This is a genomic window from Nonomuraea thailandensis (assembly GCF_024172165.1).
Classification (GTDB): Bacteria; Actinomycetota; Actinomycetes; order Streptosporangiales; family Streptosporangiaceae; genus Nonomuraea; species Nonomuraea thailandensis.
Map to the genome: position 1 here is coordinate 8,544,113 of NZ_JAMZEB010000002.1, position 12,728 is coordinate 8,556,840.

11 protein-coding genes are annotated in these 12,728 nt (G+C 73.4%); 5 read left to right on the forward strand and 6 right to left on the reverse strand.

What is annotated here, in order from left to right; translation table 11 throughout:
• Nucleotides 1–27 precede the first annotated feature (27 nt).
• The 3 genes from HD597_RS43005 to HD597_RS66195 are packed head-to-tail and all read right to left on the reverse strand — an operon-like array spanning nucleotide 28 to nucleotide 5,652.
• Nucleotides 28–1,569, reverse strand: a complete 1,542-nt coding sequence (locus tag HD597_RS43005; RefSeq protein ID WP_253751265.1) for an N-acyl-D-amino-acid deacylase family protein — start codon at nucleotides 1,567–1,569, stop codon at nucleotides 28–30.
• Between the two features lie 8 nt (nucleotides 1,570–1,577).
• Nucleotides 1,578–4,958 carry a DUF4153 domain-containing protein gene (locus HD597_RS43010; protein WP_253751268.1) on the reverse strand — a complete coding sequence of 1,127 codons (3,381 nt, stop codon included), beginning with the start codon at nucleotides 4,956–4,958 and terminating at the stop codon, nucleotides 1,578–1,580.
• Nucleotides 4,959–4,968: 10 nt separating this feature from the next.
• Nucleotides 4,969–5,652, reverse strand: coding sequence for a response regulator transcription factor (locus HD597_RS66195; RefSeq protein ID WP_168008205.1), 684 nt, complete (start codon nucleotides 5,650–5,652; stop codon nucleotides 4,969–4,971).
• A gap of 71 nt (nucleotides 5,653–5,723) precedes the next feature.
• On the opposite strand from HD597_RS66195, the gene HD597_RS43020 reads away from it, so the two are divergent.
• The 3 genes from HD597_RS43020 (at nucleotide 5,724) to HD597_RS43030 (ending at nucleotide 7,979) form a co-directional block, all read left to right on the forward strand.
• Nucleotides 5,724–6,578: an arylamine N-acetyltransferase family protein gene (locus tag HD597_RS43020; protein ID WP_253751271.1), complete on the forward strand. Its 855-nt coding sequence runs from the start codon at nucleotides 5,724–5,726 to the stop codon at nucleotides 6,576–6,578.
• Between the two features lie 18 nt (nucleotides 6,579–6,596).
• A complete protein-coding gene (locus tag HD597_RS43025) occupies nucleotides 6,597–7,664 on the forward strand; it encodes a protein kinase domain-containing protein (protein ID WP_253751273.1) in 1,068 nt (355 codons plus the stop codon).
• A gap of 123 nt (nucleotides 7,665–7,787) precedes the next feature.
• The gene (locus HD597_RS43030; RefSeq protein WP_253751277.1) at nucleotides 7,788–7,979 is read left to right on the forward strand and encodes a tail-anchor membrane protein; all 192 of its coding nucleotides are present in this window, start codon (nucleotides 7,788–7,790) and stop codon (nucleotides 7,977–7,979) included.
• A 37-nt stretch (nucleotides 7,980–8,016) separates the two neighbouring features.
• On the opposite strand, the gene HD597_RS43035 is transcribed toward HD597_RS43030, so the two are convergent.
• Nucleotides 8,017–8,328 carry a DUF3817 domain-containing protein gene (locus tag HD597_RS43035; RefSeq protein WP_225271828.1) on the reverse strand — a complete coding sequence of 104 codons (312 nt, stop codon included), beginning with the start codon at nucleotides 8,326–8,328 and terminating at the stop codon, nucleotides 8,017–8,019.
• Between the two features lie 2 nt (nucleotides 8,329–8,330).
• Complete coding sequence (locus tag HD597_RS43040) at nucleotides 8,331–9,116, reverse strand: SURF1 family protein (RefSeq protein WP_253751280.1); 786 nt, start codon at nucleotides 9,114–9,116, stop codon at nucleotides 8,331–8,333.
• Nucleotides 9,117–9,221: 105 nt separating this feature from the next.
• On the opposite strand from HD597_RS43040, the gene HD597_RS43045 reads away from it, so the two are divergent.
• Together HD597_RS43045 and HD597_RS43050 are read left to right on the forward strand one after the other, a co-directional pair.
• Nucleotides 9,222–9,395, forward strand: coding sequence for a hypothetical protein (locus HD597_RS43045; protein WP_253751282.1), 174 nt, complete (start codon nucleotides 9,222–9,224; stop codon nucleotides 9,393–9,395).
• Between the two features lie 102 nt (nucleotides 9,396–9,497).
• Nucleotides 9,498–10,946: a flavin-containing monooxygenase gene (locus HD597_RS43050; protein WP_253751285.1), complete on the forward strand. Its 1,449-nt coding sequence runs from the start codon at nucleotides 9,498–9,500 to the stop codon at nucleotides 10,944–10,946.
• Here HD597_RS43050 and HD597_RS43055 read toward each other — a convergent pair.
• A complete protein-coding gene (locus HD597_RS43055; protein WP_253751288.1) occupies nucleotides 10,936–12,684 on the reverse strand; it encodes a gamma-glutamyltransferase family protein in 1,749 nt (582 codons plus the stop codon). The genes HD597_RS43050 and HD597_RS43055 overlap by 11 nt on opposite strands.
• Nucleotides 12,685–12,728: the final 44 nt, after the last annotated feature.

Sequence of the window (12,728 nt, forward strand, 5' to 3'; positions counted from 1 at the left end):
CTCTGATTCCGGCTCCGACCTTATCGCTCACGAGGGCCGCAGCGCGCGCCCCGGCGTGGCACCCGTGAGCTCGCCGCCGGCCAGCACGCGCACGCCGGACACGAGCACGTCGTCGACCCCTTCGGCGAGCGTGCGCGGCGCCGGATAGGTGGCCAGGTCACCCACCGTGGCCGGGTCGAACACCACCACGTCGGCGGCGAACCCGCGCCGCAGCAGCCCCCGGTCCGCCAGCCCGAAGCGCCTGGCGGGATGCGCGGCCAGGTGCACCGCGGCCTGCTCCCACGTCCAGTCGCCCAGCTCCCTGACGTGCCTGCCCAGGAATCTGGCGAACGCGCCGAAGCCGCGCGGGTGCGGGTGGCCGCCCACGTAGATGCCGTCGGAGCCGCCGGTCTGGGAGGGGTGGCGCAACATCCGGCGTACGGACTCCTCGCCCTGCGGCCCCTCGTCGGGACGGGCGATGACGACCCCGGCCTCCAGCCGCGTCTGCGCCAGGAGGCGTCGGCAGAACGCGGCCGGCCCGGCCCCCGCCCGCTCGGCCGCGGCCACCATCGTCAGCCCCTCGGCCCACTCCGCGCCGGGCGCGTGCGAGATCGTCAGCCTCGGCCAGAGCGCGGCCTGGGTCGGCCACCACGCGTCCAGCGCGTCGGAGGCGATCATCTCCAGCGCGGCGTCCGTGTCGGCGCCCGGCACCGACGGCGGCAGCGCGACCATCGCCAGGATCGTGTTGCCGCGCAGGTAGGGGTAGGTGTCGAAGGTGAGGTCCACGCCCTTGCCCAGGGCGTCCTCGACCAGCGGCAGCAGCACGCCCGCCGGCCCGTGCAGGTGCGAGACGTGCACGGCCGCGCCCGAGCGCTCGGCGATCTCCACCACCTCGGCCATCCCCACGCCGGCCCGCTCGCCGTAGGAGCGCATGTGGGTGACGTACGGCAGGCCGCCGAGTGGCTCGCACAGGGCGGCCAGCTCCTCGGCGTCGGCATAGCGGCCCGGCAGGTACTCCAGCCCGGTCGACAGCCCGACCGCGCCCTCGGACAGCCCGCGCTCCACGCGGCGCAGCATGCCCGCCACGTCGTCAGGCCCGGCCCGATCGGGCGAGGGGCCCATGACGTCGTAGCGGATCGTGCCGTGCGGCAGCAGGTACGCGGTGTTCACCGCCACCGCCCTGTCGTAGCCGGCCAGCAGGCCGGCGACCGTCAGCGGCCCGTCCGCCAGGGCCGCCCAGGGGGCGCCGTTGACCGCCGCGAAGTACCGCGAGGCGTAGGCCACGGTCTCGGCGGAGCCGGGCGCGAACGACAGCCCGTCCTGCCCCAGCACGAACGTCGTGACCCCCTGCCGCAGCGCCGCCCGCTGCACTCCGGCGTCGAACACGGCCGCGTCGCCGTGCGCGTGGCAGTCCACGAAGCCCGGCGCCACGAGCCGGCCCGCCGCGTCGATCACCGTGCCCGCCCGCGCGCCGCCGAGCCTGCCGACGGCCGCCACCCGGTCGCCCGAGATCCCCACGTCCGCCCGGTACGGCGGGGCGCCCGTGCCGTCGAGCACCCGCCCACCGCTGATCACTATGTCGAAGGTCACTCCTGGATTTAATCAGGGACGGGAACGACCGCCCTGGGACCGCAGGCGGACGTATCGCGCACGGGCCGCTCGGCCAGCACGTCGCGGGCCTGCGAGCGGGCCAGGTTCCAGCCGTTCCACGGGTCGGGGCGGTCCAGCCCGTTGGCCTCCACCACGGCCGACAGCACGCAGCTCCGCTGCGGCTCCGGCAGCCGGTCGAGGGCGGGCACCGCCTCCGCCCCCAGGTCGCCGAGGTAGTCGGAGTCCATCTTCGCGGGGCCGCGCACCTCAAGCTGCGTCTGCGCGACGCGCAGATCGGGGTTGACGAGCGCGAACGCGCCCAGGCTGAGCGCGGTGACCAGCACGATCGTACGGGGCAGCCAGCCGGAGCCGCGGCCCGTCAGCCGCGCCGCGCCCGCCAGCAGCACCAGCGCGAACAGCGCGCCCAGCCACCACACCGTGGCCTGCACCGACAGCCGCAGGCGGGACAGGCCGTAGGCGTCGGTGTAGAGGTTCATGCGGTGCAGCGCCGAGGCCAGCACCACCATGGTCAGCCCGCAGAGCACGCCGAGCAGCACGGCCAGCAGCCAGCGCTCGCGCCGCTCCACCTTGAGCAGCCCGGCGGCCACCGCCACGATGGCCAGCACGAACACGCTGACCACCACGAGCTGGAAGAAGCCCTGCCTGGCGTACTCGGCGTAGGTCAGCCCGGCCGTCTTCAGCACCAGCGTGTTCCCGCCGAACAGCGCCGTGATCTGCACCGCCACGAACGCGGCGAACAGCAGGTTCACCGCCGACAGGGGCAGCGCCCAGATGCTGGTGCTCACCCGGAGCTTCATCTCCGGCCCCACGGGATCCACCACGGGCCGCAGCGCCACCAGCACGACCGCGGCCAGCAGCACCGCGAACAGCGCGAACAGGAAGATCCGCGCCGGCGCCGACTCGGCCCAGTCGGGGGTGGTGGTCAGCCGCTCCACGTACGAGGCGAACACCGCGTCCGCCGAGGCGAACAGCAGCCCGAACACCAGCAGCAGCACCGCCGTGATGCCCAGCGCGACCATCATCGGCAACACCCGCCGCCTGGCCGTCAGCCGCTTGAGCGGCTGCGCCAGGAACCACGGCACGGGCCCGAGCGCCAGCAGCACGGACACGCCGCCCCTGATCACGCCCAGCCAGCCGGCGCCCGCGCCGGAGACGGCCAGCGCGCCCAGCCCGGCCCCCGCCACGAGCAGGATCCCGACCAGCCAGTCCGCGTCGCGCACCGCCGCCATCGAGATCAGCCAGTACGCCGTCACGCCGAACGCCACCGTCCACGGCGTCATCCGCCGCAGCACGGCCGGCAGCGCCGCCGCGCCCAGCACCATCGCGACCAGCACGATCCCGAGCCCCACCTGCGCCTCGGGCAGCGCCACCGCCGCGAACACCCCGGCCCCCGCCGCGGCCGGCAGCAGCCATCTGGGGGGGTCGGGCAGCTCGGGCCTGGGGAACAGCGGGGGCGGCACGTACGGCGGGACCGGCCCCGACTGGCTCCGGTACGGCACCGTCGCCTGGTACGCCGCGGCCGCCGCCCTGCGTCCCGAACCGGCGCCCATGGCCGCGCCCACGGCTCCCAGGACCGCGGTGCAGCCGACGAACGTCAGCAGGGCCATCCCGTCGCCCAGGGTCACGCTGACGAGCACGGCGGCGAACATGCCCACCATGAACCCGACCAGCAGCCCGATGACGCCGCCCCCCAACATCCTGGCCAGGCTGTTGGCCGGGCTGGGCGGCTGGGGCGGCGGCCCGTACATCCCCGGCCCCGCCCCCGCCCCCGGCCCGCCGAACCCGGCCCCACCCGGTCCGACACCACTCGCCCCGGCAGGGACGACGGCCCCGCCACTCGCACCTGCCAACGCGCCACTCGCCGCAACGCCACTCGGCGCGACGCCGGTGATCGGGGGGCCGCTCGCTGCGGTGGCGGCGGCCGGGACGCCTTCGCCAGGCGTCAGGTGCGCCGCGCCACTCTTGTCGGCAGCCGATAGGGCGATGTCACCGGACATCGCCGCCGCGCCGACGGGAACGCCCTGGCCGGCCCCGATGCCCTGGCCGGCTGGGACGCCCTCGCCGGTGGGCTGCCCCGCCACGCCCGGCGCCGGGGCAACCACAGGGGCGTCACCGGGCGCCGTCTGCGACGCCGGGGTCCCGGCGGAAGCGCCGCTCGCCGGGCCGGCACCCTCCGCCGGGCCCGTGTCCGGCGCGGCGACGGCACCGAGTGCGGGGACGCCCCCCGCCGCAAGCCCGGGCGCGACCCCCGCCACGAGCCCGGGGGCGGCGTCCGCGGAGGTGCCCGCGCCGCGGGCGTCGTCCACGCCACCGCGCTCCGCCCGCCCGTCATCCCCCGTCCCGTGCCCGTGACCGGCCTCCAGCGACACGTCCGCCATCGTCGTCCTCCCTGGTAAGTCGACGACCATCCGGCAGCCGGAACAGTCGTCGATCCGAATGGATCCCCCGTGCAACTCGACGATCTCCTTCACGATGGCCAGCCCCAGCCCCGCACCCCCCGAGTCCGCCGCGCGCCCCGAATCCAGCCGCGAGAAGCGTTCGAAGACCCGCCCCCTGGCCGAGGACGGGATGCCCGCCCCCTGGTCGGAGACGACGATCCGCACCCCGGCCCCCTCGGCCGCGCCACCGACGGTCACCACCCCGCCGGCGGGGCTGTGGCGTACGGCGTTGTCCAGCAGGTTCGCCAGGACCTGGGCCAGCAGGTCGGGGTCGGCGAGGACCACCAGGTCGCCGGGGACCGACGGCCGGATCAGCACGTCCTCGCGCGCCAGCGACGCCTCGCGCACCGCCTGCTCGATGAGCGGCGCCAGCTCGACGGCCTCGGCCTCGATGAGGCGCGCGCCGGAGTCGAGCCGCGACAGGTCGAGGAGCTGGGCGACGAGGCGGCCGAGCCGCTCGGTCTGGGCGAGCGCGGTGCGCATGGTGACGGGGTCGGGCGCGGAGACGCCGTCCACGACGTTCTCCAGGACGGCGCGCAGGCCGGTGATGGGGGTGCGCAGCTCGTGGCTGACGTTCGCGACGAGCTCGCGCCGCTGCCGGTCCACCTCGCCGAGGTCGGCCGCCATCGCGTTGAACGCCCTGGCCAGCTCGCCCACCTCGTCCCGCGAGGTGGCGCTGACGCGCAGCGTGTAGCTGCCCTTGGCGATGGTCTGGGCGGCGCTGGCCATCTGGCGCAGCGGCTTGGTCATGCCCATGGCCAGCACCTGCACCATGATCAGCGCCAGGATCACGGCGACCGCGATCCGCACCTCGCGGGAGAAGCCGGAGTTGAGGCCTACCTCGTTCACCACGAACGCGGTGCCCACGGCCAGCACGATCACGATGCCGAGCTTGACCTTGATCCGGCCGAGGAAGTCCAGCGGGTTCATCGTCGCGCCCCTATCGCCGTACGAGGGCGTAGCCGACGCCGTGCACGGTGCGTACGACGTCGGAGCCCAGCTTGCGGCGCAGTGCCCGGACGTGGCTGTCCACGGTCCTGGTGGCCGCCGCCTCGGAGAAGCCCCAGACGTCGGACAGCAGGCGGTCGCGCTCGAAGACCTGCCCGGGCCGCTCGGCCAGGCGGCGCAGCAGGTCGAACTCGGTCCTGGTGAGCTGCGCCTCGGCCCCCCGCACGAACACGCGGCGGGCGGCGGTGTCGATCTCGACCTCGCCGACCCTGATCACGGTGTCCTCGGCGGCGAGCTGGGCCGCCCGCTCCACCCGCCGCAGCAGCGCGTGAATCCTGGCGACCAGCTCGCGCATGCTGAACGGCTTGGCGAGGTAGTCGTCGGCCCCGACGCCGAGCCCGACGAGCACGTCCGTCTCGTCGCCGAGCGCGGTCAGCATGAGCACGGGCACCGGCCTGGCGGCCTGCATCCTGCGGCACACCTCCAGGCCGTCGAGCCCGGGCAACAGTCGGTCGAGGATCACCAGGTCCGGTTCCGCGTTGCCGTACTGGACGAGCGCGTCCTGCCCGTCGCCCGCCACCCTGACGTCGAAGCCTTCGGCCGCCAGGCGGTTGCGCACGGCCAGCGCGATCGTCACGTCGTCCTCGACCACGAGGATGCGTCGCTGCTCTGCCACGTACGAAGCCTAGAAGCGCGCCGTGCAGACGACACTCCCAAATTCGTGCACATACCGTGCAGACTTGGCCCGTGAACACCGCCGCATACCTCCGCCGGCTCGGCCTGCCCGGCCTGCTCACCGCCCCCATCAGCGCCGAGACGTTGCGTGCGCTGCACGCCGCGCACGTCGAGAGGGTCTCGTACGAGGCGCTGGAGATCTGGCTCGGCCGCGCCACGACCGTCGATCCCCTCGAGTCCGCCGAGCGCATCATCGGGGGCCGCGGCGGCTACTGCTACCACCTGAACGGCGCCTTCTCCGCGCTCGCCCTGGCCCTCGGCTACGACGTGACCCGGCACCGCGGCGGCGTGCAGCCCCGTGGCGCGGAGCCCGGCGTCTCGGGCAACCACCTGGTGCTCACCGTGCGCGGCCTGCCCTCGGACGCCAACCCGGGCGGCGAGTGGCTGGTGGACCTGGGGCTCGGCGACGCGCTGCACGAGCCGCTGCCGCTGGTCGCGGGCACGTACCGGCAGGGCCCCTTCGTGTACGCGCTGCGGCCGTCGGAGGTCGCGCCCGGCGGGTGGCGGTTCGACCATGATCCGAGTGGATCGTTCGAAGGCATGGACTTCGGCCTGGAACCGGTGGGGATGTCGTCGTTCGCCGACAAGCATGTGGAGCTGACCACGTCCCCCACGTCGGGGTTCGTGCGGGTGGCGACGGTGCAGCGGCGCGACGCGTACGGCGTGGACAGCCTGCGCGGGCTGGCCCTGACGCGCCTGGGCAGGGGCGCGCACTCGGTCACGCTGGGCACGGCGCGCGACTACTACGCGGCGCTGGCGGACGTCTTCCTGCTGCCGCTCGACGACGTGAGCGACGGTGAGAAGGACAAGCTCTGGCGCAAGGTGCACGAGGCGCACGAGAGCTGGCTGGCGGGCGGCTCGGCATGATGTCGGCGTGCGTGTCCCATGGGTGAGAGCAGGAAGCTGAGCGGCCGCTACCGGCTGCTGAACCCGCTGGGCGCCGGGTCCGTGCGCCTGGCCTTCGACGAGGCGGAGCACCGTGACGTCGCGGTCAGGGAGCTGCGGGTGCCGCCGGAGCTGCGCGAGTCCGCGCTGTTCGAGGCGCGCAGGGCCACGGGGCTGCGGCACCCGTCGGTCGTGCGCGTGCTCGACGTGCTGATCGAGGGCGGCGTGCCGTGGCTGGTCATGGAGTTCGTCTCGGGGGTGTCGCTGGAGCAGGCCGTGCGCTCGCGCCGCCCGCTGCCGGTCGCGCAGGCGGCCAGGGCCGGCGTCTGCGTCCTGTCGGCGCTGACCGCCGCGCACGGGGCGGGCATCGTGCACGGCCGGGTCGATCCGGGGAACGTGCTGCTCACCGCGACCGGGCGGGCGGTGCTGGCCGGATTCGGCGCCCCGAGTCTCAGCATGCTGCCCTCGGCCGACCTGTGGTCGCTGGCCGCCACGATGCACTTCGCCGTCGAAGGCCGGCCGCCGGGTCAGGTGCCGGCGGCGGGGGCCGACCCGTTCAGGTCGCTGATCAGGGCGATGCTGCATCCGGCGGGGCCGCCGCCGGTGGAGGTGGTGCGCGAGACGCTCGACCGGCTGGCCGTGGACCGGCCGCTGGACGCGGTGGTCGAGGCGTCGGGCCCGCTGCCGCCCGCGCGGGTGGCCGCGATCGGGCTGGCCGTGCTCGACCGGCTGGTGGCGTGCGGCGCCTTCCACGGCGGGGTGCAGCCGGGGAACGTGCTCGTCGACGATTCCGGGAGGGCCCGGCTGACGCCGCTGCTGAGGTCGGGAACGCTCCCGGCCTACACGGCCCCGGAGGGCGCCGCGACGCGGGCCGCGGATCTGTGGTCGCTCGGCGCCACGCTCTTCACCGCCGTGGAGGGCTCCCCGCCCGCGCCGGGCGCGCCGCTGACCAGGGCGGGAGCGCTGGCCCCCGTGCTCTTCAGGCTGCTGTCGGGCGATCCCGCGCACCGCCCCACCATGGACGAGCTGCGCCGGGAGCTGCTCGCGGTCGCCACCGGGAGGGCTTGACGGCCCGCACAACAATTGCGATACATCGCGACCTGGAACCTCGTGGCGGGTTCACACGTTGGACAGGCGACGCACAATGTGGGAGAGGCGGGGCGCGCGCTCCGCGTTCGGAGGATGTTGAGGATGTCGCCAATACAGAAGTACGCGATTGGCGCAGGCGTCGCGGTCCTGCTCTCGTGGATCATCTTTCCCGGTTGGGTCACCCTGCTGGTCGTCCTCGGCGTGATCGCCGCTCCGGTGGTCGGTTACCTGATGCTCGACCCGTCGCAGCGTGAGCGGCTCAAGCGGGCCCGCAGGCGCGGCATCGGCCACTGAGCCGGCCACCGGGCCCTGCCGCTTCGCGGCGGGGGCCTCAGGCCTCCGCCGCGGCCAGCGCGGCCTGCACGCGCTGGGTCACCCTTCTCTCCACGTAGAAGGACAGGAACGGCACCGTGCCGCCCAGCATGATGCCCGCCATGTACGGCCACGACCAGCGTGCCTTCATGCCCAGGTTCATGACCGCGATCAGATAGATCATGTAGAGCCCGCCGTGGATGGGGGCGATCGTCTGCGACAGGGACGGCTCACCGAAGCCGTACCTCAGCACCATGCCCACGCAGAGCACGAGCAGCATGACCCCGACCACGTACGCGAGCGCCCGGAAGGGCTTGAGAGCCGATTCCACCGTTAACCTTCCAGAACCATCTCAGGGGACGACTTGCCGCGGTCCCGGTCGCTTCGCACGGCGTCGCGCACGAAGTGGAACCACATGAAGACGGCGAATCCAGCGAAGATCCACCAGTTGGCGGCGTATGCCAGGTTACGCCACGTCAGCGTGCCCCCGACCACCGGCGCGGGCACCTTGACCTGCGTCAACGAGCCCGAGGCCGGCTGCGCGACGAGGTAGCCGGTGCGGACCTGCTGCCCGGTCCACAGGTTGACCAGCTCGCCCGTGGACACCGTCTGCACCTGCCCGGCGGGCAGGCCCTCCGCGCGCCGCTGCACGCTGTCGGTGCCCTGCTGCGGCCGCAGCCGCCCGGACACCGTGACCCGGCCCTGCGGCACGGCCGCGACGCCAGGGTCGCCGGCCTCGGCCGCCCAGCCGCGCACGACCGGGATGAGCGTGCCGTCGTCGAGCCTGATCGGCGTGAGCACCCAGTAGCCGTGGTCGCGCGAGACGTTGCCGCCGGGGGCGTCGACGTCGGCCCGCCGGTCGGCGACCAGGAGCTGGCGATCGGCCTCGTAGACGCCCTCGGCCGTGACCCTGCGGCCCACGAACTCGCCGCTCAGCTGGGCGCCCGGCCTGGCGAGCGTGGCGACCGCGACGGGCTCGGGGTCGGTGGAGACACGCGGCTTGCCCGAATCCTGGAAGACGCCGAGCTGCCAGCGGCCGAGCAGGATGAACGCCACGAGGACCCCGATCGTGAGCAGGTGCAGCCCCATGAGGCGCGGCGAGAACAGGGTCCTGAGCATGACTCAAAGCTATCCGGCAGGTGGAGTGGTCCCCTAATCAGCCCATGACTATGGATCCCACCAAAAGACGCAAACGTCGCAGGCGCGCACGCTAGGCTGCTGCCCATGTCTGACCAGCACATCGACCCGGCGGGCAACACCCAGGCCTTCCGCGCGTTCGCCAACGCGCGCGAGCAGGAGGCCTCGGCCAAGCCGAAGAAGTCGCCCCTCGTGCCCATCATCGCGGTCGTGGCCGCCATCGTGATCATCGGCGTCGCCGCCTTCCTGCTGCTCCGGTAAGACAGCCGGCTGCTTCACCCGCCGCGGAGGCCGTGGCGGGTTTTCGTCGTTCCCGGGAGGAGCTACATTGGACTAATCGTCCAATAAGCCTGGGAGGAGCTCGTGGGTGAGCCAGGGATCGTGATCGTCGGGTCCGGATTCGCCGGGATCTGCATGGCCGTCAAGCTCAAACAGGCCGGCTACCACGACTTCGTCATCCTGGAGAAGGCCGGGGAGCTGGGCGGCACCTGGCGTGACAACACCTATCCCGGCTGCGCGTGCGACGTGCCGTCCCACATGTACTCGTACTCGTTCGAGCTGAACCCGGACTGGTCGCGGATGTTCTCGCCGCAGGAGGAGATCCAGGCGTACCTGCGGGCCTGCGCCGCCGGGTACGGCGTCACCCCCCACCTCCGGTACGGCAAGCACGTCGTCTCGATGGAGTACGACGACGCCGCCAGGTCCTGGACGGTCACCACGGAGGACGGCGACACCCTCCGCCCCAAGGCGGTGGTCTCCGCCATCGGCGCCCTCCACATCCCGAAATTTCCGGAGATAGCGGGGCGCGAGTCGTTCGCCGGCCCTGCCTTCCACTCCGCCGACTGGGACCATTCGGTGGACCTGACCGGCAAGCGCGTGGCCGTCGTCGGCACCGGCGCCTCCGCCGTCCAGTTCGTCCCCCAGCTCGCCCGCACCGCCCGCCACGTCACCGTCTTCCAGCGCACGGCCCCCTGGCTGCACCCCAAACCGGACTTCGCCTTTCCCCCCGCCGCCCGGCGGCTCCTGCGCCTGCCCGGCGCGGCCAGGACCCTGCGCGCCGGCGTCTACTGGGCCCTGGAGACCAGGGCACTCGGCTTCGCCGTGGACCCCCGCCTGATGAAGGCCCACGAGCAGCTCGCGCTGCGGCACCTGCGCGCCCAGGTGGCCGACCCGGAGCTGCGCCGCGCGCTCACCCCCGACTACCTCATCGGCTGCAAGCGCATCCTCATCTCCAGCGACTACTACCCGGCCCTCACCAGGGAGAACGTCTCACTCGTCACCGACCGGATCACCGAGATCCGCGAGCGCTCCCTCGTGGCAGGCACCGAGCACGAGGCCGACGCGATCGTCTACGGCACCGGCTTCAAGGTGACCGACGCGCTCACCGAGCAGCACATCGTCGGCAGGGACGGCCTGAAGCTCCAGGAGGCCTGGCGCGACGGCATCGAGGCCTACCTCGGCATCGCCACCTCCGGCTTCCCCAACCTGTTCTTCCTTCTCGGCCCCAACACCGGGCTCGGCCACAACTCGGTCGTCTTCATGATCGAGTCGCAGGCGCGCTACGTCGTCGAGTGCCTGCGCCTGCTCTCCCGCACCCAGGCCAGGGCCGTGGACGTGCGGCCGCAGGCGCAGCGGGCGTTCAACGACCGGCTGCGGGCCCGGCTCGACCCCCTCGTCTGGAACGCGGGCGGCTGCAGCTCCTGGTACCTGGACGAGCACGGCGTGAACCGGACGATCTGGCCGGGCTTCACCTTCGAGTACTGGGCGCGTACCCGGAAGGTGAAGCCCGGCGCCTACGAGCTCATCTACTAGGCGAGACCACCATCGCGCTGCCGCCGCCGCGCCGGGACGGCTCGGCCACGGCCTGGATCCGGTTCCGGCTCAGGAACTCCAGCGCCGTGGCGGCCCCGATCTCCGGGTTCAGCGCGAAGCTGTGCCCCCTGGCCTCCAGCTCGGCGCGGTGCCGGTCCAGGAACGCCTGCTCGGCCTGCGTCTGCGCGGTGTTGCGCTGGGTGGCGCGCGGCGCGGCGAGCGCGTCGGGCAGGCTCATGCCGAACTCGTACCGGTTGAGCAGGATCTGCAGCACGGTCGTGATGATCGTGGAGCCGCCGGGCGAGCCGGCCGCCAGCACCGGCCTGCCGTGGTCGAACACCAGCGTCGGCGCCATCGACGAGCGCGGCCGCTTGCCGGGGCCCGGCAGGTTCGGGTCGCCGGGGGCGGGGCCGAAGGTGAAGTCGGTCAGCTCGTTGTTGAGCAGCACGCCGCGGCCCGGCACCACGATGCCGTTGCCGCCGGTGGACTCGATGGTCAGGTTGTAGGCGATCACGTTGCCCCAGCGGTCGGCCACCACCAGGTGCGTGGTCTCGGGGCCCTCCTGGGCGACCGGGGTGGCGGCGCCGGTGGGCGGGGCGCAGCCCTCGTACTGGCCGTCGGGCTCGCCCGGCGCGGCCGGATGGGGCATGGCGGTGCCGCCGACCAGGCAGGCCCGCTCCTTGGCGAACCCGTCGGACAGCAGCTCGCGCAGCGGCACGCCGGGGATGTCGCCGACGTACCTGCCGCGGTCGGCGAAGGCCAGCCTGGACGCCTCCAGGTACTCGTGCAGGCCGGCCTGCGGCAGCGCCTCCAGGATGTTCAGCGCCTCGCCGACCGTGGAGCCGCCGGAGGAGGGCGGGGCCATGCCGTACACGTCCATGCCCTTGTAGGAGACCTTGGTGGGCTCGCGCAGGATGGCGCGGTAATCCCGCAGGTCCGACAGCTCCATCAGGCCCGGCCGGACGTTGCGGGTGCTGCCGGGGGTGACCGGCGGGTTCTTGACCGTGCTCACGATCTCCTGGCCGAGGCGGCCGCCGTACAGCCAGCCAGGGCCACGTCTGCCCAGCTCGCGGTAGGTGTCGGCGAGCTCGGGGTTCCTGAAGACCGAGCCGACGGGCGGCGGGGCGCCGTTGGGGAGGTAGAGCTCGGCGGTGGAGGCGATGTCCTTGAAGCGGCCGGCGTTGGCGGCGGTCTGGTCGTAGAACGTCTGGTCCACGACGAAGCCCTTGGACGCCACCTCGATCGCCGGCTGGAGCGCCTGCCTGAGGGAGATCGTGCCGAACCTGCGCAGGGCCAGGTCCCAGTTCGCGACCGTGCCCGGCACGCCCGCCGACAGGCCGCTGGTGACGCCCTCCTCGAACGGCACGCCCTCCAGCGACGTGGAGGTCATGGCGCGCGGGGCGGTCTCGCGGCCGTCGATCGTGAACACCTTGCGCTGCCTGGCGTCGTAGTAGACCATGAAGCCGCCGCCGGCCAGGCCGGCGGAGTACGGCTCCGTGACGCCCAGCACCGCGCCCGCCGCGACGGCGGCGTCCATGGCGTTGCCGCCCCTCTTCAGCACGGAGATGGCGGCCTTGCTGGCGTCGAGGTCGACGGTGGCGACCGCGCCACCGTACCCTTCGGCGACGGGGACCTTCTGTCGATGAGCCTGCTGTGTATGAGCCTGCTGTGCGAGCGCGGCGGGCGCGGGCACGAGCAGGACGAGAACTGCTGCTGCGGGAATGATCGCACGGCGCATGGTCCCACCATGACCCAGGTACGCCCCGCGTGGTAGGGCCTCCT